We start from the raw sequence: 19,167 nt of genomic DNA, 5'->3' as shown, positions 1-19,167 counted from the left end.
TCACTCCCCCTTGAAATTGGGCTGGCGTTTGTCCATGAAGGCGCTGACGCCCTCTCGGTAGTCGTCCGTGCGGCCGGCGAGTCGCTGCAGGTCGCGCTCGAGATCCAGCTGTGCATCGAAGCTGTTGTCGGTGCTGGCGTGCAGGGCGCGCTTGATCAATGCCAGGCCACGAGTCGGCTGAGTAGCCAGATGACGGGCCAGAGCACGGGACTCATCCTGTAGAGAGTCGTCGTCGACAACCTTCCAGATCATGCCCCACTGCTCGGCCTGCTCGGCGCTGAGCTTGTCACCCAACATTGCCAGCCCCTTGGCGCGGGCCATGCCTACCAGGTGAGGAAGTGACCAGGTACCGCCGGAGTCGGGGATCAGGCCAATCTTGCAGAAGGCCTGAATAAAGCTGGCCGAGCGGGCCGCCAGCACGATGTCACATGCCAGGGCAATATTGGCCCCGGCGCCTGCGGCAACGCCGTTCACCGCACAGATGGTGGGAATCGGCAGGTCGCGGATGGTGCGCAGCATGGGGTTGTAGCGCTTCTCCAGGGACTCCCCCAGGTCGGGAGCCTCGGCGCCGGGGGCCACGTTGCGGTCGGACAGATCCTGGCCTGCGCTGAAGCCACGACCGTTGCCGGTCAACAACAGGGCGCGCACGCTCTCGTCCTGACGCACGGCCTTGAGTGCCTGGCGCATCTCGGCATGCATCTCGGCGTTGAAGCTGTTGAGGCTGTCGGGTCGGTTCAAGGTAATGCGGGCGACACCGTCTTCCACGGAATAGAGCAGGGGCGCTTCACTCATGATCAATGTCCTGTATCAGTGCCCGTTGAAGGTGGCGGGGCGTTTTTCCTGGAAGGCATGAATGCCCTCCTCGCGATCTTTGGTGCCGGCCAGCAGGGTAAAAGCATGGCGCTCGAAGCGAAGACCGGTAGCCAGGTCGGTATCCTCTGCCTTGTGCAGGGCCTCCCGGGCCAGTCGCACTGCGAGAGGAGCCTTGGCAGCGATGGTTTCGGCCACGGCGATGGCGCGCTCCACCGTCAGCTCGGGTTGGGTGATTTCGCTGACCAGGCCAGCTTCCAGGGCGCGGCGAGCGCTGATCGGCTCGCCGGTGAGCACCATCTGGGTGGCCAGGGCCTTGCCCACGGCACGCACCAGGCGCTGGGTGCCGCCGGCACCGGGCATGATGCCGAGGTTGATCTCGGGTTGGCCGAAGCGGGCGTCCTCGCCGGCGATCAGGATGTCGGCATGCATGGCCAGTTCGCAGCCACCGCCCAGGCAGAAACCGTTTACTGCGGCGATAATTGGTTTGCTGAAGCGTGTGATGGTGGACCAATGCCGCTGGCGTGGATCTTCCAGCATGCCCACCAGGTCGCGCTCGGCCATCTCCTTGATGTCGGCGCCGGCGGCGAAGGCGCGTCGACTGCCGGTTATCACCACAGTGCGCACCTCGGCGTCATCCTGGGCAGCGATTAGAGTGTCGGCTAACTCTGCCAACAGGGCAGTATTAAGGGCATTCAGAGCCTCTGGGCGATGCAGTTTGATGGACAGCACTCCTAGTTGCGGTCCCTCAACGATCAGGTGATTCGGCATGGTGACCTCACTCTGGCACGGCATGGATGCGGCAGCGCACCGCCGCCCTTCAAGGTTAACAATAGGAGCGAGTATAGGTTTATTTTGATACGCATCAAATCGATGCACATTGTCTTGGTGTATCGTGTTTGAGGGTGACGGTATTGAAAATGTCTAACTTTCAGAGGGTTGCGGCAAGAAGTGTCCTGTCTGGACAGTGAGGTTATACCATGGTCGTACCATGTCGGTCATGATCATATAATATTGATTAAGATATTGTTTTTATTTGAAATTTATTTTTTATTGCAGGCTTTTCAAGCTGTGGGGTGTGAGCCTGGGTTTGATGTTTCGTTACGCTATGGGTAGCTTCATCTTTTAAATCGTATCGGATGCAGCCTCCCGCTGCGCAGGAGCCAGCATGTCACAGCAAGCCCAGCAGTTGTTCGAGCGCCATCGCGAGATCCTCGAGCAGTCCCTCGAGGCTGTCGCCACTCGGAAGTTCTGGACGCCTTATCCGGAGAGCATCAAGCAGTACCCAGAAGAGGCGGTGAAGGCGGCGCCGCAGCACTTTGAGGCGCTCCTCAACCGGCATTTCTCTCTCAAGGTCCCGGGCGTGGCGGGCCGGGTCGGAAGTGAGGTCTCTCCCTACGGTTTTGAGCTGGGGGTGACCTACGATCAGCCCCAGCGCGATGCGCTGATCGCGTCCATGCAGGCCGCCATGCCGGCCTGGCGCGACGCCGGTGCCGAGGCACGAGTGGGCGTCTGTCTGGAGGTCCTGGCGCGTCTGAATGCCATGAGTCCGGAGATCGCCCAGGCAGTGAGCCATACCAGTGGGCAGGGACCGTTGATGGCCTTTCAGGCCGGTGGGCCCCACGCCCAGGACCGGGGGCTCGAGGCCGTGACCTACGCCTGGCAGGCGATGTCAGAGGTGCCGGCTACGGCCAGGTGGGTCAAGCCCCAGGGCAAGCGTGACCCCCTGGTACTCGACAAGCGCTACCATATCGTCCCCCGCGGCATCTCCCTGGTGGTGGCCTGCTCCACCTTCCCCACCTGGAACACCTATCCAGGCCTGTTTGCCAGCCTGGCCACCGGTAACCCGGTGATCCTCAAGCCCCATCCAGGAGCCGTCCTGCCGTTGGCGATAACCGCTCGCGTCGCCCAGGAGGTGCTCGAGGAGGCCGGCTTCGACCCCTGTCTGGTGAGCCTGATGCCGGACAGTCCAGATGCTCCAGTCGCCAAGGAGCTGGCCCTCGATCCAGCCGTGAAACTTATCGACTTCACCGGCTCCAGTGCCTTCGGCGAGTGGTTGGAACATAATGCCACCCAGGCACGAGTCTTCACTGAGAAGGCCGGCATCAACACCATCATCATCGACAGCCTCGAGCGGATCGAGCCGGTGGCCCAGAACCTTGCTTTCAGCCTCAGCCTTTACTCTGGCCAGATGTGCACCACACCCCAGGCCATCTATTTACCCCGCGATGGTATCCAGACGCCTGAAGGCAGGCTCACCTTCGATGAGGTGGCCGGTGCTCTGTCCGAGGCCATCAAGGCATTCCTCGCCGATAATGAGCGTGCCTGTACCGTGCTGGGCGCTATCCAGACGCCAGCCACTGCCGCCCGTATCGAGGAGTGTCGTGGCCTGGGGGAGGTGCTGCTGGACAGCGAGCCGCGCCAGCATGCTCGGTATCCCGAGGCGCGTATCCATACACCGCTGCTGCTCAAGGTGGATGCCAGCCAGCGCGACGCTTTCAGTGAGGAGCGCTTCGGCCCGATCGGCTTTTTGATCGCCACTGACAGCACCGCGCATAGCATCGAGCTGGCCCGCGATGTGATTGGCGAGAAAGGAGCCATCACCTTCGGTGCCTATACTACCGATGATGAGGTCGCCGACCGGTTCGAGGAGCTGGCCATGGAGGTGGCGGTGCCGCTGTCGCTCAATCTGGACGGGGGTATCCTGGTCAACCAGTCCGCTGCCTTCAGCGACTTCCATGCGACCGGGGGCAATCCGGCGGCCAACGCCTCGCTGTGCGACCAGGCCTTCGTGGCTTCTCGTTTCGTGGTGGTTCAGAGTCGCCGCCATGGCCAGCTGGACTCATCCAGCTGAACTGAGAGGGGAGAGAAATATGCCTTGCTATCGACTCGAGGGGGTGACCCCGGTGGTACACCCCACCGCCTATGTTCACCCCACGGCGGTGCTGATCGGTGATGTTATCGTCGGTCCCGGCTGCTATGTGGGACCCGGTGCGGTGATGCGCGGCGACTTTGGTCAACTGGTGCTGGAGGAGGGGGCCAATCTGCAGGATACCTGCGTGATGCATGGTTTTCCTGGCTGTGTCACGCGGGTGGAGAAGAATGGCCATATTGGCCATGGTGCCGTGCTGCATGGCTGCATTGTGGGGCAGGACGCCATGGTCGGCATGAATGCCGTCGTGATGGACTACGCCGTGATCGGCACTCGCTCCATCGTCGCCGCGGCAGCCTTCGTCAAGACCGGCTTCGAGTGCCCTCCCCAGTCGCTGGTGATGGGGGCGCCGGCCAAGGTCAAACGCGAACTCTCCGATCAGGAAGTGGCCTGGAAGCAGCAGGGTACCCGAGAGTATCAGCGCCTGACCGAGCGATGTCGCGACAGCCTGGAGCCTTGCGAACCGCTGACAGAGCTGGATGCTAACCGTCCAAGGCTGCAGGCGGGGGATACTCAGCCCAAGCAGCAGTCTTTGGGCAAGGAGTCATGAACCTGAGCCCGACGAACAGTCGTCGGGTTGTGTGACCCGGCCCCTCGCCGGGAACTGGCAGCAGCAACGGTACAGCCCCCTGCTATGAGGCTATAGCAGGGGGCATTGGTATGGGAACGAGAGGGCTGGCTGCGCTGGCCGAGTCTACTCCAGCCCGCCGAAGCGTCGGTAGAAGCTGGGGCCGGGGGCGGGCAGTGGCCCTTCCGCGGTCTCCAGGTGGCGGTCGAGCCAGTTCTCGGCACGGCGGTAGATCATTCGGTAGATATTTCGGCAAAGCTGGTAGGCGTTGCGGCCTTCCCACGCAGTAGGGAGTAGCTCATCCGGGAGCTGAGGGTCGCGCAACTGTACCCGGCGATACTCGTGAATCAGCAGAGTGCGAGCGATGAAGCAATCCCTTTCACTGAGGTGGTTTTCCTCGTTAAGCGCTTTCCAGAGCGGCCGGAAGAGTGCCAGAAAGCGCTGATAGTGCTCGGCCAGTTCGTCGAGGTTCCAGCTCTCTCTCACTTGTAGACGTAGCGGTCTGCTGGCTATCGGCTCTAGGGCTTCGGTCTGCATGATGATGGCGTCATCGGCATCGCCGAGTTCCTGAAGGGCGCCGAGTGCCTCGCTAGGGGACAGGATCGGATGGGCTAGCAGTCCTGTAGCAAAGTGACCAAACCCCAGCCACTCCAGCTCTTCTCGCACCTTTTGGCGGCGTGTCGTGCTCAACTGACTCAATAGAACCAGGGTCCACTGGCCTGTCCATGGCCTTTGAGTGCCATGATAGACTCGCTTGAAGGCCTGGTCGAAGCGGCGCTGGCCTGGCCCGCTCAGGCTGTAGTAGCTACGCCGGCCAACCTTTTCTCCCTGCAACCAGGTTTCTTGTGTCAGCCGATAGACTGAGGTGCGTACCAGACGCTCGTTGATCCCGATAGGCTCTACCAGCTTCGATAGACTTCCCAGCCAGACGGTGCCGCCGCGGGGAACGATGGCATCACCGTAGACAGTGATGATCAGCGAGCCAGCACGAATCGGGCGGCGTTGCTGAAAGTCATCGATGAGAGCAAGGACGCATTCGCTAGCGGAGGGCATGTCGGGATCCTGAGGCTTGCCTGATGAGTTCCGCGGTGAGTGGCCAGGTGGTGTGGTTTATCACCGCGGCACGCTTTCTCTATCATGATACCGCTTATTAGATCTTAAGCGAGCGTGAGGTATCGATTTTCGGCTCAAGCCTCCGGCACTTGCCCGCCCAGCCGGGCGGTAATCTCCGCGGCGGTATCGCGCACCAGGGCACCCAGCTCCAGCAGGCGTGCTTCCGGGATACGCGCTACCGGACCGGAGACCGAGAGGGCGGCCAGCGGGGTGCCGTGCTCATCGTGGATGCAGGCGGCCACGCAGTGCAGGCCGATGGCGTGCTCCTCGCGGTCGCAGGCGAAACCCAGCTGGCGAATCTCCGCCAGCCCGTCGCGCAGGCTTTCGGGGGTGTGCAGGGTGTTCTCGGTGACTCGAGACAGGCCGCGCTCGGTGAGGACCCGCTCGAGCTCCTCCTCGGGCAGCCAGGCCATCAGGGCCTTGCCCACCCCGGAGGCGTGTAGCGGGGCACGGGAGCCGAGACGGGTGATCATGCGCATCATCTGCGGCGACTCGCTCTGGGCGAGGAACACCGCGGTGCCGCCGTCGCGTATGCCGAGGTTGGCCGTTTCGCCGGTCTGGTCGGTGAGCCGGCGCAGGAAGGGGCGGCTGGTGCCGACGAAGTCTCGGGCTTCGAGGAAGCTGTTGCCGATGCGAAAGGTCTTGACGTCGATCTTCCACACGCCCAGCTCGCTATCCTGGGTGATGAATCCCTGGCTCTGCAGCGCCTGCAGCAGGCGATGGGTGGTGGAGGGGGCCAGCTCGGCCTGTTCGGCGAGCTCCGAGAGTGCCAGGCCTCCGGGGTGCCCGGCCAGGCGCTCCAGAAGGTTGAGGCCGCGCACCAGCGACTGGCTATGGCCGCCGCTGGCCTTGCCCGACCCCGCGGGACGCCCCGCCGTTCTGCGCTTCACTTCACTCACCCTGCTGCTCCTTATGGCTTGGCTTCGCCGGCACAGGATACCTTGTCGACAGGTGTCTGTCGTGCCTTCGGAAATCGCTTCCATTAACCCTTGGCGCAGGGGTCAGCGGTCCTGCCATACGGGGCGGCGCTTCTCGATAAAGGCATCGATGCCTTCGGCGACGTCCTCCGCCAGCATGTTGCCGGCCATCACATCGCCGGCGAAGGTGTAGGCCTCGTCCAGGGGCATGCGCAGCTGGCGCTGAAACATCGCCTTGCCGGTCCGTACCGCCACCGCGCTCTTGGCGCAGATGCTGGTGGCAAGCTCGGCGACTGCCTCGTCGAGCCGCTCGTCATCGGCGACGCGATTGATCAGCGCCCAGTCGCGGGCGGTGTCGGCGTCGATGAACTCGCCGGTAAGCAGCATCTCCATGGCGTACTTGCGGGCCACGTTGCGCGACAGGGCCACCGCCGGGGTGGAGCAGAACAGCCCGGCGTTGATGCCGGAGACGGCGAAGCGTGCCGAGCGTGCCGCCACCGCCAGGTCGCAGCTCGCCACCAGCTGGCAGCCCGCCGCGGTGGCGATGCCCTGAACCCGGGCGATCACCGGTACCGGCAACTCGACGATGGCCTGCATCACCTTGGCGCAGCGGGTGAAGAGTGCCTGGAAGTAGTCGCGGTCGTCACCGTGGGCGCGCATCTGCTTGAGATCGTGGCCGGCGCAGAAGGCGCGCCCCTCGGCGGCGAGTACCACGCAACGCACGGCGCCGTCGTCGGCCAGCTGCTCGAGCTCGGTGCCCAGCGCCTCGAGCATCTCCTCGGAGAGCGCGTTGAAGCTTCCCGGGCGGTTGAGGGTCAGGGTGGTCACGCCTTCGGCATCGTGGCGCAGCACCGGTGGGGTCGTTTCGCTCATGGGAGTCTCCTGTTGTTGTTCGGGTACCGTGAGAACCGTGCCACAGCCTAACGCACCTGGCTGTGCTTGCGCATATCGACCAAGGGAGAGCCTGTCCTGCCTCCAAACGCAAGCCGCCGCGTCGGGAAGACGCGGCGGCGAGGAGTGCGGTACCGGGCTGGTGTGACGGGATCAGATGTCCTGGCCACCCTCGGAGTAGAGCACGCGTACCTTGAGGGTGTGCTCCACCTGGCGCAGGGCGTCCAGCGCCTGGGGGCCGTAGGCCTTGTCCACATCGATGACCACGTAGCCGACCTTTTCGTTGGTCTGCAGGTACTGGCCGGCGATGTTGATGCTGTTCTCGGAGAGCACGCGGTTGATCTCCGACATGACGCCAGGCACGTTGTCGTGGATATGCAGCAGGCGGTGCTTGCCCGGGTGAGACGGCAGTGCCACTTCGGGGAAGTTGACCGAGGTGACGGTGGTGCCGTTATCGGAGTAGGTCGCCAGCTTCTCGGAGACCTCGATGCCGATATTCTCCTGTGCCTCCAGGGTCGAGCCACCGATATGCGGGGTCAGGATGACATTGGGCAGGCCGCGCAGCGGGCTCTCGAACTCCTCGTCATTGCCCTTGGGCTCGACCGGGAAGACATCCACGGCGGCACCGTTGAGGCGCCCCTCGCGAATCGCCTCGGCCAGGGGCTCGATCACCACCACGCTGCCGCGGGAGGCATTGATCAGGATGCCCCCCGGCTTCATGCAGGCGATCTGCTCGGCGCCGATCATCCAGCGAGTGGAGGGCAGGTCGGGGACATGCAGGCTGACCACATCCGCCTTCGCCAGCAGCTCCTCGAGGCTGCCGACCTGGCGGGCGTTGCCCATGCCCAGCTTGGCGACCACATCGTAGTAGATGACGTCGAAGCCCAGTGACTCGGCGAGCACCGAGAGCTGGGAGCCGATGCTGCCATAGCCGACGATGCCCAGGGTCTTGCCGCGGGCCTCGTGGGAGTTCTTGGCGCTCTTGAGCCAGCCGCCTTCGTGGGCACGGGCGCTCTTCTCGGGGATGCCGCGCAGCAGCATGATCGCCTCGGCCAGCACCAGCTCGGCCACCGAGCGGGTATTGGAGTAGGGCGCGTTGAATACCGGGATACCGCGCGCCAGGGCGGCATCGAGGTCGACCTGATTGGTGCCAATGCAGAAACAGCCCACGGCCACCAGCTTCTCGGCGGCGGCAAACACCCGCTCGTTGAGCTGGGTGCGCGAACGGATGCCGATGAAGTGCACGTCACGGATCTTCTCGATCAGCGCGGCTTCATCCAGTGAGGTGGGCAGGTGCTCGATATTCGAGTACCCGGCGTTGCGAAGATTGTCCACCGCGGTCTGGTGGATGCCCTCGAGAAGCAGGATCTTGATCTTGCTCTTGTCCAGGGACGTCTTTGCCATGGTCGAATCAACCCCTTCCGGCGCGAGCCGCATGCTGTGTCAGAAACTGGTGAGGCGGCTATCGTATCACAGCCTTCGGATGAGCCAGGATGAAAATGCTGCGCTGCTCATATGAGTCAGGCGCAAGTTCATGGCGATCCTTGGGCCGGCAAGCGGTGGGGAGACGACCCCCCGGGGAGAGCGTGTATACTGTCGCCCCTTGAACGAACTCTTTCTGACTATCGGGGGCGGTAAAGGAGCACCATGGCTGAGCGCAACGAGCGGTCCCGGGAACCACAGGCCGATGACGCCTCGTCCACGGACTTCGCCGCCACCGTCGAGCGGCTCGAGGGGCTGGTGGCGCGTCTGGAGTCCGGCGAGCTGTCGCTGGAAGAGTCGCTTGCCGCCTTCGAGGAGGGGGTGCGATTGACGCGCGATGCCCAGCGTCGCCTCGACGAGGCGGAACTCAAGGTGCGTGCCCTGACCGAGGGCGCCCAGGGCGGTATCGAGCTCGAGCCCTTCACACCGCCGTCGGAGGATGACAGTGAACGCTGAGACCCTGACGACCGCGTTGGCCGCGGATCGTGCGCGCGTGGATGCGTGCCTGGAGGCACTGTTCGCCGAGCGTGCCGCTCCCGCCCCGCGGCTCGAGGCCGCCATGCGCCACGGCGTGCTGGTGGGGGGCAAGCGGCTGCGCCCGGTGCTGGTGTATGCCGCCGGCCGCGCCCTGGGCGCCGATGATGATGCCCTCGATGCCCCGGCCATGGCCATCGAGCTGATCCATGCCTACTCGCTGGTTCACGACGACCTGCCGGCCATGGACGACGATGATCTGCGCCGTGGCCAGCCGACCGTGCACCGCGCCTATGACGAGGCCGCGGCGATCCTCGCCGGTGATGCGCTGCAATCGCTCGCCTTCGAGGTGATTGCCCGCTCCCGGCATCCCCGGTTGGCGGCGATGATCGCCATCCTCGCCGAGGCATCGGGGCGCGATGGCATGGTGGCCGGCCAGGCCCTGGACCTCGAGGCCGTTGGCGGCCACCCTGATGTCGCGGCCCTGGCGACCATGCACGCCCACAAGACCGGGGCGCTGATTCGTGCCGCGGTGCGTCTGGGCGGGCTGGTGGCGGTGGCCGAGGATGATGCGCGCCTGAACGCCCTGGACGCCTACGCCCGGGCCATCGGCCTGGCCTTCCAGATCCACGACGACGTACTCGACGTGATCGGGGACACGGCAACCCTGGGCAAGGCCTCGGGTGCCGATGCCGTCCGCGACAAGCCCACCTATCCGAGCCTGCTGGGGCTCGAGGGGGCTCGTGCCCGGGCGGCGGGGCTGGTCGAGGAGGCCGCCGCCGCCCTGGCGCCGCTGGGTGAGTCCGCCCTCCCGCTGATGGCGCTGGCCCGATACATGATCGAGCGTGACCACTGACACGACAGATGCCCACATGAAGCTGTTCGATGACATTCCCGTCGAGCGTCCGGCCACGCCGCTGCTCGACACTCTGGACACTCCGGCGGCGCTGCGCGCCATGTCCACCGCGCAGCTGGCGCAGGTGGCCGATGAGCTGCGCGCCTACCTGCTCTATAGCGTGGGGGTCTCCGGGGGGCACTTCGGGGCCGGCCTCGGCGTCGTGGAGCTCACCGTGGCCCTGCACCAGGCGCTGGAGACGCCCCATGACCGCCTGGTATGGGACGTGGGCCATCAGGCCTACCCCCACAAGATCCTTACCGGGCGCCGTGAGGCGATGCCCAATATCCGCCACCATGGTGGGCTGGCCGCCTTCCCGCGGCGCGCCGAGTCGGAGTTCGACACCTTCGGTGTCGGCCACTCCAGCACCTCGATCTCGGCGGCGCTCGGCATGGCCCTGGCCGCCCGCACCCGCGGCGAGCAGCGGCGGGTCTGCGCGGTCATTGGCGACGGCGCCCTGACCGCGGGGATGGCCTTCGAGGCCCTGGCCCATGCCGGTCATGTCGATGCCAACCTGCTGGTGGTGCTCAACGACAATGAGATGTCGATCTCCGAGAACGTCGGCGGCATGGCCAGCTATCTGGCGCGCATCCTGACCAGCAAGCCCTATACCACCATGCGCGAGGGCGGCAAGAAGGTGCTGTCGCATCTGCCCGGAGCGCTGGAGCTGGCACGCCGCACCGAGGAGCACATGAAGGGCATGGTCAGCCCGGCCACCCTGTTCGAGGAGATGGGCTTCAACTATATCGGGCCCATCGACGGTCACGACCTGCCGCTGCTGGTGCAGACCCTGCGCAATATGCGTGACCTGGAGGGGCCGCAGTTTCTCCATGTCAGGACCTGCAAGGGGAAGGGGTTTCTGCCTGCCGAGGCCGACCCTATCGGCTATCACGCGATCACCAAGCTGGAGAAGGGCGAGAACAACGCCGCCCCGCCAACGCTCAAGCCGGTCGTCCAGGGCCGCAGCGACGCGGCTTCCACGCCGCCCCCCAAGCCGCGCAAGTATTGCAGCGTGTTCGGCGACTGGCTGTGCGATATGGCCGCCGCCGATCCGCGCTTGATCGGTATCACCCCGGCGATGCGCGAGGGATCGGATATGGTGCGCTTCTCGCAGACCTACCCCGATCGCTACTTCGATGTGGCCATCGCCGAACAGCATGCCGTGACCCTGGCGGCGGGCATGGCCTGTGAGGCCATGAAGCCGGTGGTGGCGATCTACTCGACCTTCCTGCAGCGTGGCTATGACCAGTTGATCCATGATGTGGCGGTGCAGGATCTGGATGTCACCTTCGCCATCGACCGTGCCGGTCTGGTGGGCGAGGATGGCCCTACCCACCACGGCAGCCTCGACCTCTCCTATCTGCGCTGCGTGCCCGGCATGGTGGTGCTGGCGCCGGCCGACGAGGCGGAGTGTCGGGCGATGCTCAGCGCGGCCTATCATCATCCCGGGCCCGCGGCGGTTCGCTACCCGCGGGGTACCGGCCCCGGCACCGCGATTCCCGCCCACCTCGAGCCGGCCCCCATCGGGCAGGCGCAGCTGCGCCGCGAGAGCGACGCCGAGAGTGGTCGGCGGGTGGCCCTGTTGGCCTTCGGCAGCCTCAATACGCCGGCGGCCGAAGTGGCCGAGCGACTCGATGCCAGTCACCTCAATATGCGCTCGGTGAAGCCCCTGGATCGCGAGGCGGTACTGGCGGCGGCAGCCGACCATGACCTGCTGGTGACCCTGGAGGAGAATGTGGTGGCCGGTGGGGCCGGTAGCGCCGTCAACGAGCTGCTGGCCGCCGAGGGGATCTCCAGGGAGGTGCTCAATCTCGGCCTGCCCGACGCCTTCGTCGAGCACGGCAAACCCGGCGAGCTGCTGGCCGAATGCGCCCTGGATGCCGATGGCATCGAGGCCACCATTCGGCGTCGCCTGGTGGCCGTCGACGCCACCGCGAAAGAGGAGATGCGCTGATGTGGTTTGTCGTTCTGATTGGCGCAGGCCTCGGCTACCTGATCGGAGGGCTCGTCGGCGCGCTTGTCGGTGGCGGGCTCGGCTACTGGCTCGTCGCCCGCCTGCGCCGCAGCATGCTGGGCAAGCTGGCCGCCTCCCAGGCGCAGTTTCTCTCCTCGACCTTCGCGGTCATGGGCTGCCTGTGCAAGGCCGATGGCCAGGTCACCGAAGATGAGCTGGATGCCTCGCGGCAGCTGTGGGAGCGCCTGCGCCTGAACGAGGCCCAGCGTGCCAGGGCCCGGGCCGACTTCAATCGCGGCAAGGCGGCCGACTTCGACCTGGATGCCGAGCTGGCGAAGGTGCGCAGCCTGCTGGGAAGCCAGCCCGCGTTGCGTCAGGTATTCCTGCAGGTACAGCTGGCGGCGATCGCCGCCGACGGTCGCCTGCATCCCGCCGAGCGCGAGATGCTGATGCGGGTGGTGCGCGGACTCGGCTGCTCCGAGGCGGAGATCGCTCAGGTGGAGGCGATGCTGCATGGCGCCGGTCAGCAGGCCGGGGGTGGTGCGGCCAGCGGCCCGACCCTGGCCGATGCCTACCGGGTGCTGGGGGTCGAGGAGGATGCCAGTGACGCCGAGGTCAAGAAGGCCTATCGGCGCCTGATGAGCCAGAATCACCCCGACAAGCTCGCCGCCAAGGGGTTGCCCGAGAGCATGCGCGAGGTGGCCAAGGAGCGCACCAGCGAGATCAGCAACGCCTACGAGCGCATCCGCAAGGCGCGCGACGTCGCCTGAACCTTCGAAGGCTTCCCGATCCCCCCCTTTTGGCGTGAGCTGGCCGCGACTTGATCGATCACCAGCCGCGCCAACTACGCCACCAACCACGCCATCAAGATTCCAAGGAGAGCATCCGTCATGTCTTTCGGTGCCTTTTCCCTGCTGCCGCCGTTGCTGGCGATAGCGCTCGCGCTGATGACGCGCAACGTGATTCCGGCCCTCTTCTGCGGGGTCTGGCTGGGTGCCACCATGCTGGCAGGGGGCAACCCTGCGGCTGGGCTCTATGACACCTTCGATGCCTTCATCATCCCCAGCGTGGGCGATGAGTGGAGCGTGACGGTGCTGATCTACTGTGGCCTCTTCGGCGTCCTGATCGGTGTGCTGGAGCGCTCGGGAGGAGCCCAGGCCATTGCGCACTGGATCTCGGCGCGGGTGGCGTCGCGGCGCGGCGCCCAGGGAGCCACCATGGGGCTCGGGATCCTGATCTTCTTCGAGGACTACTTCAACGCCCTGACCGTGGGCAGCGTGATGCGCCCGATCACCGACAAGATGAAGGTCTCCCGGGAAAAGCTGGCCTATATCGTCGACTCCACCTCGGCGCCGATGTGCCTGCTTGGCCCGGTATCCACCTGGGTGGTGTTCGTGATGGGGTTGATCGGCACGCAGCTGGTCGATATGGGCGCCAGTGGCTCCGAGTATCTGATCTACCTGTCGACCATACCGCTGAACTTCTATGCCTGGCTGGCGCTCGGGCTGATTGCCTTCCTGCTGATCACCCAGTGGGACTTCGGCCCCATGGCCGCGGCCGAGCACCGTGCCCGCACGACCGGCGAGATAATGGCAGCCGGCGCCATGCCGCCCTCCGAGCGCCATACCGTCAGCGACAGCGCCGTGAACGAGGAGCAGGCACGCAAGCGCAATATGCTCGTGCCGATCGGCGTGCTGCTTGTGATGATTCCGCCGCTGTTTCTCTGGACCGGCAACTTCCCCGAGAATGACCTGGTCACCGCGGTGGGCAATGCCAAGGGCGGGCTGTCGATCCTGCTGGCGACGCTGGTGGCCGTGGTGGTTGGCCTGACCATGGGCATGATGCAGAAGCTGTTCGATTTCCGCGAAGCCATGGATATCGTGGTCGATGGCATCAAGAGCATGACCCTGGTCTACATCATCCTGACGCTGGCCTGGTCGATCGGCAGCGTGACCTCCGAGCTTGGCACCGCCGCCTATCTGGTGACACTGGCCGAAGCGAGCCTGTCACCCAGCCTGGTACCGGTGCTGCTGTTCGTGATCGCGGCACTGGTGGCCTTTACCACCGGTACCTCCTACGGCACCTTTGCGATCATGATTCCCATCGCCATGCCGGTGGCCGCGGCCATGGACCTGCCGCTGGCGCTGACCATCGCGGCGGTGCTGAGTGGGGGCATCTTCGGTGATCACTGCTCGCCCATCTCGGATACCACCATCCTCACCTCTGCCGGGGCATCCTGTGACCATATCGATCACGTACGCACCCAGCTTCCCTATGCGATCACCGCAGGCAGTGCGGGTATCGTGGCCTTCTTCGTCGCCGGGCTGACGGGGAGCGCCCTGCTGGGTGGGGCCAGCGGCGTGGTCGTGCTGCTGACCATTGCCATCGCCCTCAGGCTGCTGTGGGGGGCGCCCCGCAAGCGGGTGGCGACCAAGTGAACTGAAGCGAGCCCCGGTGGCTCGAGCGAACGTCGAGGCGCCCCCGGCATTTACCAGGCCGGGGGCGCCTTGCCATTCAGGCCCCGGCTTCATGTCTCGTGGTGCGGTGGTGATGCACGGCAGGGGCTGAACGGACACGTCACTGGCTGGCCGTGCAGACAGGATGGGACGGGGTCAGTACTCGGGGGGCTTGCGTTCGGTGCTGGTCTCCTCGACCGGGGTAAAGTCGCCCAGCACCATCATGTGCCCCAGCTTGCCGGCCTTGGTGGAGAGGTAGTGCTCGTTGTGGGGGTTGAGGCCGGTGGTCAGCGGCACCCGCTCCGCGACGTTGATGCCGGCACGGCTCAGGGCGTCTACCTTGCGCGGGTTGTTGGTCATCAACCGCAGGGCGGCGATGCCCAGGTGTTCGAGCATCGGCACGCAGAGGTCGTAGCGGCGCAGGTCGGCGGCAAAGCCCAGCCGCTCGTTGGCTTCCACGGTATCGGCCCCCTGGTCCTGCAGGTGGTAGGCACGAATCTTGTTGAGCAGCCCGATGCCTCGCCCCTCCTGGCGCAGGTAGAACAGCACCCCGCGTCCCTCCTCGGCGATCCGCTTGAGCGCCTCCTGCAACTGGTAGCCGCAGTCGCAGCGCATCGAGAAGAGCGCGTCCCCGGTCAGGCACTCCGAGTGCACCCGGCCCAGCACCGGCTCGCCAGCGGCCACGTCACCCAGTGTCAGGGCAATATGATCCTTGCCGGTGGCCTCGTCTTCGAAACCGTGCATGGTGAAGGTCGCCCAGGGGGTGGGCAGCCGGGAGGCGGCGATAAAGCGAATCGTCACGGGTTACCTCGTTATCAGGCCGCGGGCGGCGCCGCTGGAGTAGGACGCCATTCTATCAGGAAGGCGAGCGAGGCTCACGACCGGAGCGCATGGATCGGGTACAATGCAGAATACATTTCATCGTGGATGACCTTCTGCATGGAACTCAAGAACGATCGCTTTCTGCGCGCCCTGGCGCGTCAGCCGGTGGACCGCACTCCGGTCTGGATGATGCGTCAGGCAGGCCGCTACCTGCCGGAGTACCGCGCCGCCCGCGCCGACGCCGGCAGCTTCATGGATCTGTGTCGCAATCAGGATCTGGCCTGTGAGGTCACCCTGCAGCCGCTGGAGCGCTTCCCGCTGGATGCCGCGATCCTCTTCTCGGACATTCTCACGATTCCCGATGCCATGGGGCTGGGGCTCTACTTCGAGACGGGCGAGGGGCCCAAGTTCCGCAAGCCGGTACGCACCGCCGAAGAAGTGGCGGCACTCAGCGCGCCCGACGCCGAGCGCGATCTCGACTACGTGATGCGGGCGGTCTCCACCATCCGTCGCGAGCTGAACGGGCGGGTACCGCTGATCGGCTTCTCCGGCAGCCCCTGGACGCTGGCGACCTATATGGTCGAAGGCAGCTCCAGCAAGGACTTCCGCCACGTCAAGACCATGCTCTATGACACACCCAGCGTGATGCATGATCTGCTCGACACCCTGGCCACGGCCGTGACCGACTACCTCAACGCCCAGATCCGCGCGGGTGCACAGGCGGTGCAGATCTTCGATACCTGGGGGGGTGTCCTCACCACGCCGGCCTATCTGGAGTTCTCGCTGCGCTACATGGAGCAGATCGTCGCCGGTCTGATTCGTGAGCATGAGGGGCGTCGGGTACCGGTGATCCTGTTTACCAAGAACGGCGGCCACTGGCTCGAGGAGATCGTTCAGGCCGGCTCCGATGCGGTGGGTCTGGACTGGAGCACCGAACTCTCCAGCGCCCGCGCTCGGGTGGGCGACAAGGTGGCCCTGCAGGGCAATCTCGACCCCAACGTGCTGTTCGCTCGCCCGTCGGCGATTCGTGCCGAAGTCGGCCGCATCCTGGAGAGCTACGGTGAAGGTCCCGGGCATGTCTTCAACCTGGGGCACGGTATCAGTCAGTTCACCAACCCGGATAACGTCACCGCCTTCATGGAGGCGTTGCACGACCTGAGTCCGGCCTATCACCGCAATATCTCCCATGGCTGAATGGGCAGGGCTTGCTGGCCTGAGACGACTGCACGACCGGCGCCGCCTATGGGCGGCGCTGGCCGTTGTGGCGGCGCTGATTATCGTCATCGGTAGTCTGACCCCGGGTAACGAGATGCCGAGGCAATTGCCCTGGGACAAGCTCAATCACTTCATCGGCTATGCCGGTCTGGCGGGGCTGCTCGGCCTGGCCGGCGTGCGCCTGCCGCTCACCCTGCTGCTCGTCGTCGGCTTCGGAGGCATCATCGAGTTTGCCCAGCTTCTGGTGCCGGGGCGTAGCGGTGGCGACTGGGCCGATATTCTCGCCAATGGACTCGGTGCCGCAACGGCCGTGCTGCTTCTGGCCGTCCTGCGCTGGCTGCTGAGCATCGCACGGCCAGATTGATGAGACAGCAAAGAGATGTTGGTCGAGGTTGATGGGTCGCAGGCTCAGCGGCGCGGTGGTGGGCCTGGGGGAGCGTCATGAAGGCTCGTCATAAGGGGTGTCGGCGGAGTCCGGGGTGGGCTTGCGGCCGCTGCGGGAGCGTAGCGGCTCGGCGGGCCGGGTTACCCGGGGGCTGCCTACCGCGTCGTCCGTGGCGGTCAGTGGGCGCGCCTCGCTGGTCCAGGCGGACTGAGGATCATGCACCGCCGGGCGGCGCTCCCAGGAGCGGGTGATGACCGGGCCGGCCCGGAGCTGGCCGGCCAGATGGTGGGGCAGCAGCGAGAGCTCGGCCACCAGGCGCAGCAGCATGGCGGCCAGCAGCCACAGGCCGGCGCCCATTGCCAGGACGGGCCAGTTTTCCTGCCAGGTGGTGGTGGCCAGCCAAGGGGTGCGGGGGGCGAGCCACAGCCCTGCACCGATGGCGAGACCGCCCTGCAGCAGCAGATGACAGGTGAGCAGGGTGCCGCGGGATAGCGGGCGGCGGGGAAACAGTAGCTGACGCATCGAGGCCTCCCGGGCCACATCGTGGCGATAGGTGTGCCGGCATCCCTGCCGGTCAGTGGAAATGCTACCCCAGAACAGACGCCACTGCAGTTGTCGCCATTTACCGTCGGTGCGGGTTGACCCGCGTCAAGGCGCTTGCCATTGTTGATCCAGAGCGGCCGGCGTGGCGCCGGCCGTCGTTCCACCGGTATCAAGGAGTGACCATGACAACTTATATCGTGGTGGCGGATGCGGCGCGGGCACGAATCTTCACCCGTGACGCGCTCAAGCTGGTCGAGCAGGAGAGCCTGGTGCATGCGGCGAACCGACTGCATGAAGGAGACCTGGTCACGGATCGCGGCGCCGACGTGCATGAGTCGACGTCGACCAGTTCGCGCTCTTCCGGCGGCGAGAGTGCGGCGCGCACCCATGAAGAGCAGGTGTTCGCCAAGCAGGTCGCCGAGCGCCTCTATCGCGCGCGCGTCGACAACAGCCTGGAAAAGCTGATCCTGGTGGCTCCGGGCCGCTTTCTCGGTCAGCTCCGTGACAAGCTCGACGCTCCCACCGCGAAGTTGGTGATCCACTCCCTGACCAAGGATCTCACCAAGGCGAACCCGGAGGATATTCAGGAAGCGGTCAGCGATATGCGCTGATCACTCGACTGACCTCAGGTCTATCCATCGGGCCCGGCACTGCCGGGCCCGATGTCGTTGAAAGGCAGCGTTCAGGGCACCTTCGGCAGGTCAATCTGGTCGCTACGGGTGGCGCCCTCGGTCATCTGTCGGCATAGCCTGAGAAACTCACGCATGCCGGAGGCCAGATACTTGTGGCGGTGCCAGATAAAGGTGAACTGGCGGCTAAGGTCCAGCTCCGGCGTGGCAATGGGAACGAGGCTGCCGCGCCGGAAGGCGTCCCGCAGCGCGAGCCGGGAGACACAGCCGATGCCCAGGCCAGACTCCACCGCGCGCTTGATTCCCTCGGTGTGTTCAAGCTCCAGCAGCACATTGAAGCGCCTGCGCCGATGGCGAGCGGCCTGCTCCAGGGTCAGGCGCGTGCTCGACCCCTCCTCACGCATGATCCAGGCCTCGCGCAGCAGCCGATCCAGCTCCACCGTGCCGGCCGTGGCCAGTGGGTGATGAGGTGAGCAGAACACCACCAGCTCATCCTCCACCCAGGGCTGGGAGATCACGTCCTCCTCCTCACACTGGCCCTCGATCAGGCCCAGGTCCAGCCGGTGGTGGCGCACGCTATCGACGATGGTGCGGGTGTTGCGCACCGCCAGGCGGACCCGGCTGCCGGGGTAGCGCTGCATGAAGTCGCTGATCAGCAGGGTGGCCAGGTAGTTGCCGATGGTCAGGGTGGCACCCACATCGAGCACGCCGATGCCCTGCTGGCCGTGGAGGAGCTCCTCGACCTCCTCGGCGCGATCGAGCAGCGCCACCGCCTTGGGCAGCAGCTGAAAGCCCAGGGCGTTGAGGCGCAGGCGCTTACCGTGGCGATCCAGCAACTGGCAGTTGAACTGCTTCTCCAGCTCGGCGAGGGCACTGCTGGCGGCAGACTGGGAGAGCGCCAGGGCACGAGCCGCTCGGGACACGCTCTCGTGTTGGGCCACCGCGACGAAGACCTCCAGCTGGCGCAGGGTAAAACGCATGGGCAAGCTCCGATGGCCTATATCAAGGCTGTAAATAAAGGTTATCCATACAATCCATTTAACAGATAACGCCTCCTGTCTTAGAATTCAAACCAAATATT

19 protein-coding genes are annotated in these 19,167 nt (G+C 65.3%); 10 read left to right on the top strand and 9 right to left on the bottom strand.

Features of this window, described 5'->3' with window-relative positions:
* Complete coding sequence (gene paaG, locus IOC61_RS15795) at positions 1 to 792, bottom strand: 2-(1,2-epoxy-1,2-dihydrophenyl)acetyl-CoA isomerase PaaG (protein WP_195689680.1); 792 nt, start codon at positions 790 to 792, stop codon at positions 1 to 3.
* Positions 793 to 807: 15 nt separating this feature from the next.
* Positions 808 to 1,581 (bottom strand): 2,3-dehydroadipyl-CoA hydratase PaaF, encoded by a 774-nt coding sequence (paaF, locus tag IOC61_RS15790; protein ID WP_195689679.1) that lies wholly within the window; start codon positions 1,579 to 1,581, stop codon positions 808 to 810.
* 397 nt (positions 1,582 to 1,978) lie between these two features.
* On the opposite strand from paaF, the gene paaN reads away from it, so the two are divergent.
* Positions 1,979 to 3,664, top strand: coding sequence for a phenylacetic acid degradation protein PaaN (gene paaN, locus IOC61_RS15785; RefSeq protein WP_195689678.1), 1,686 nt, complete (start codon positions 1,979 to 1,981; stop codon positions 3,662 to 3,664).
* Between the two features lie 19 nt (positions 3,665 to 3,683).
* Entirely contained in the window at positions 3,684 to 4,292 is a 609-nt protein-coding gene (paaY, locus tag IOC61_RS15780) for a phenylacetic acid degradation protein PaaY (RefSeq protein ID WP_195689677.1), read from the top strand.
* 144 nt (positions 4,293 to 4,436) lie between these two features.
* Here paaY and paaX read toward each other — a convergent pair whose 3' ends face one another.
* The 4 genes from paaX to serA all read right to left on the bottom strand — a co-directional run bounded on the left by paaX (position 4,437) and on the right by serA (position 8,635).
* Positions 4,437 to 5,363: a phenylacetic acid degradation operon negative regulatory protein PaaX gene (gene paaX, locus IOC61_RS15775; protein WP_195689676.1), complete on the bottom strand. Its 927-nt coding sequence runs from the start codon at positions 5,361 to 5,363 to the stop codon at positions 4,437 to 4,439.
* Between the two features lie 134 nt (positions 5,364 to 5,497).
* Positions 5,498 to 6,322 carry an IclR family transcriptional regulator gene (locus IOC61_RS15770; protein ID WP_195689675.1) on the bottom strand — a complete coding sequence of 275 codons (825 nt, stop codon included), beginning with the start codon at positions 6,320 to 6,322 and terminating at the stop codon, positions 5,498 to 5,500.
* 102 nt (positions 6,323 to 6,424) lie between these two features.
* On the bottom strand, positions 6,425 to 7,213 hold the full coding sequence (locus IOC61_RS15765) for an enoyl-CoA hydratase (RefSeq protein WP_195689674.1): 789 nt from the start codon (positions 7,211 to 7,213) through the stop codon (positions 6,425 to 6,427).
* A gap of 171 nt (positions 7,214 to 7,384) precedes the next feature.
* Positions 7,385 to 8,635, bottom strand: a complete 1,251-nt coding sequence (gene serA, locus IOC61_RS15760) for a phosphoglycerate dehydrogenase (RefSeq protein WP_195689673.1) — start codon at positions 8,633 to 8,635, stop codon at positions 7,385 to 7,387.
* Between the two features lie 243 nt (positions 8,636 to 8,878).
* Here serA and IOC61_RS15755 point away from each other — a divergent pair, with 243 nt between their 5' ends.
* From IOC61_RS15755 to IOC61_RS15735, 5 genes are all read left to right on the top strand, one after another.
* Entirely contained in the window at positions 8,879 to 9,169 is a 291-nt protein-coding gene (locus IOC61_RS15755; RefSeq protein WP_195689672.1) for an exodeoxyribonuclease VII small subunit, read from the top strand.
* Positions 9,153 to 10,043 (top strand): (2E,6E)-farnesyl diphosphate synthase, encoded by an 891-nt coding sequence (gene ispA, locus IOC61_RS15750; RefSeq protein ID WP_195689671.1) that lies wholly within the window; start codon positions 9,153 to 9,155, stop codon positions 10,041 to 10,043. The genes IOC61_RS15755 and ispA overlap by 17 nt, the downstream gene beginning before the upstream one ends.
* A gap of 16 nt (positions 10,044 to 10,059) precedes the next feature.
* A complete protein-coding gene (dxs, locus tag IOC61_RS15745; protein WP_195689670.1) occupies positions 10,060 to 12,036 on the top strand; it encodes a 1-deoxy-D-xylulose-5-phosphate synthase in 1,977 nt (658 codons plus the stop codon).
* Positions 12,036 to 12,806 carry a co-chaperone DjlA gene (gene djlA, locus IOC61_RS15740; protein WP_195689669.1) on the top strand — a complete coding sequence of 257 codons (771 nt, stop codon included), beginning with the start codon at positions 12,036 to 12,038 and terminating at the stop codon, positions 12,804 to 12,806. The genes dxs and djlA overlap by 1 nt, the downstream gene beginning before the upstream one ends.
* Positions 12,807 to 12,926: 120 nt before the next feature.
* The gene (locus tag IOC61_RS15735; RefSeq protein ID WP_195689668.1) at positions 12,927 to 14,474 is read left to right on the top strand and encodes a Na+/H+ antiporter NhaC family protein; all 1,548 of its coding nucleotides are present in this window, start codon (positions 12,927 to 12,929) and stop codon (positions 14,472 to 14,474) included.
* A gap of 174 nt (positions 14,475 to 14,648) precedes the next feature.
* Here the strand turns inward: IOC61_RS15735 and ribA are convergent, their stop codons facing one another.
* The gene (gene ribA / locus IOC61_RS15730) at positions 14,649 to 15,293 is read right to left on the bottom strand and encodes a GTP cyclohydrolase II (protein WP_195689667.1); all 645 of its coding nucleotides are present in this window, start codon (positions 15,291 to 15,293) and stop codon (positions 14,649 to 14,651) included.
* A gap of 138 nt (positions 15,294 to 15,431) precedes the next feature.
* Between ribA and hemE the strand changes: the two genes are divergently transcribed.
* Both hemE and IOC61_RS15720 read left to right on the top strand, forming a co-directional pair.
* A complete protein-coding gene (gene hemE / locus IOC61_RS15725; RefSeq protein ID WP_195689666.1) occupies positions 15,432 to 16,508 on the top strand; it encodes a uroporphyrinogen decarboxylase in 1,077 nt (358 codons plus the stop codon).
* Positions 16,501 to 16,893 carry a VanZ family protein gene (locus tag IOC61_RS15720; RefSeq protein WP_195689665.1) on the top strand — a complete coding sequence of 131 codons (393 nt, stop codon included), beginning with the start codon at positions 16,501 to 16,503 and terminating at the stop codon, positions 16,891 to 16,893. Before hemE ends, IOC61_RS15720 begins: the two co-directional genes overlap by 8 nt.
* A gap of 75 nt (positions 16,894 to 16,968) precedes the next feature.
* Here the strand turns inward: IOC61_RS15720 and IOC61_RS15715 are convergent, their stop codons facing one another.
* Positions 16,969 to 17,436 carry a hypothetical protein gene (locus IOC61_RS15715; protein WP_195689664.1) on the bottom strand — a complete coding sequence of 156 codons (468 nt, stop codon included), beginning with the start codon at positions 17,434 to 17,436 and terminating at the stop codon, positions 16,969 to 16,971.
* Positions 17,437 to 17,639: 203 nt separating this feature from the next.
* On the opposite strand from IOC61_RS15715, the gene IOC61_RS15710 reads away from it, so the two are divergent.
* Positions 17,640 to 18,068, top strand: coding sequence for a host attachment protein (locus tag IOC61_RS15710; protein ID WP_195689663.1), 429 nt, complete (start codon positions 17,640 to 17,642; stop codon positions 18,066 to 18,068).
* Between the two features lie 71 nt (positions 18,069 to 18,139).
* Here the strand turns inward: IOC61_RS15710 and IOC61_RS15705 are convergent, their stop codons facing one another.
* Positions 18,140 to 19,066: a LysR family transcriptional regulator gene (locus IOC61_RS15705; RefSeq protein ID WP_195689662.1), complete on the bottom strand. Its 927-nt coding sequence runs from the start codon at positions 19,064 to 19,066 to the stop codon at positions 18,140 to 18,142.
* Positions 19,067 to 19,167 lie beyond the last annotated feature (101 nt).

Origin of the sequence: Halomonas sp. KAO, from assembly GCF_015595025.1 — a bacterium.
In the GTDB taxonomy this organism is placed as follows: Bacteria; Pseudomonadota; Gammaproteobacteria; order Pseudomonadales; family Halomonadaceae; genus Halomonas.
Note: the sequence above shows the minus strand (reverse complement) of the source record. Positions and strands in the feature narration are given on the sequence as shown.

What these genes read in the sequence shown, in the direction of transcription:
- paaG (WP_195689680.1), bottom strand. Translation starts at nt 792, where the DNA reads ATGAGTGAAGCGCCCCTGCTCTATTCCGTGGAAGACGGTGTCGCCCGC.
- paaF (WP_195689679.1), bottom strand. Translation starts at nt 1,581, where the DNA reads ATGCCGAATCACCTGATCGTTGAGGGACCGCAACTAGGAGTGCTGTCC.
- paaN (WP_195689678.1), top strand. Translation starts at nt 1,979, where the DNA reads ATGTCACAGCAAGCCCAGCAGTTGTTCGAGCGCCATCGCGAGATCCTC.
- paaY (WP_195689677.1), top strand. Translation starts at nt 3,684, where the DNA reads ATGCCTTGCTATCGACTCGAGGGGGTGACCCCGGTGGTACACCCCACC.
- paaX (WP_195689676.1), bottom strand. Translation starts at nt 5,363, where the DNA reads ATGCCCTCCGCTAGCGAATGCGTCCTTGCTCTCATCGATGACTTTCAG.
- IOC61_RS15765 (WP_195689674.1), bottom strand. Translation starts at nt 7,213, where the DNA reads ATGAGCGAAACGACCCCACCGGTGCTGCGCCACGATGCCGAAGGCGTG.
- serA (WP_195689673.1), bottom strand. Translation starts at nt 8,635, where the DNA reads ATGGCAAAGACGTCCCTGGACAAGAGCAAGATCAAGATCCTGCTTCTC.
- IOC61_RS15755 (WP_195689672.1), top strand. Translation starts at nt 8,879, where the DNA reads ATGGCTGAGCGCAACGAGCGGTCCCGGGAACCACAGGCCGATGACGCC.
- ispA (WP_195689671.1), top strand. Translation starts at nt 9,153, where the DNA reads ATGACAGTGAACGCTGAGACCCTGACGACCGCGTTGGCCGCGGATCGT.
- dxs (WP_195689670.1), top strand. Translation starts at nt 10,060, where the DNA reads ATGAAGCTGTTCGATGACATTCCCGTCGAGCGTCCGGCCACGCCGCTG.
- djlA (WP_195689669.1), top strand. Translation starts at nt 12,036, where the DNA reads ATGTGGTTTGTCGTTCTGATTGGCGCAGGCCTCGGCTACCTGATCGGA.
- IOC61_RS15735 (WP_195689668.1), top strand. Translation starts at nt 12,927, where the DNA reads ATGTCTTTCGGTGCCTTTTCCCTGCTGCCGCCGTTGCTGGCGATAGCG.
- hemE (WP_195689666.1), top strand. Translation starts at nt 15,432, where the DNA reads ATGGAACTCAAGAACGATCGCTTTCTGCGCGCCCTGGCGCGTCAGCCG.
- IOC61_RS15720 (WP_195689665.1), top strand. Translation starts at nt 16,501, where the DNA reads ATGGCTGAATGGGCAGGGCTTGCTGGCCTGAGACGACTGCACGACCGG.
- IOC61_RS15715 (WP_195689664.1), bottom strand. Translation starts at nt 17,436, where the DNA reads ATGCGTCAGCTACTGTTTCCCCGCCGCCCGCTATCCCGCGGCACCCTG.
- IOC61_RS15710 (WP_195689663.1), top strand. Translation starts at nt 17,640, where the DNA reads ATGACAACTTATATCGTGGTGGCGGATGCGGCGCGGGCACGAATCTTC.
- IOC61_RS15705 (WP_195689662.1), bottom strand. Translation starts at nt 19,066, where the DNA reads ATGCGTTTTACCCTGCGCCAGCTGGAGGTCTTCGTCGCGGTGGCCCAA.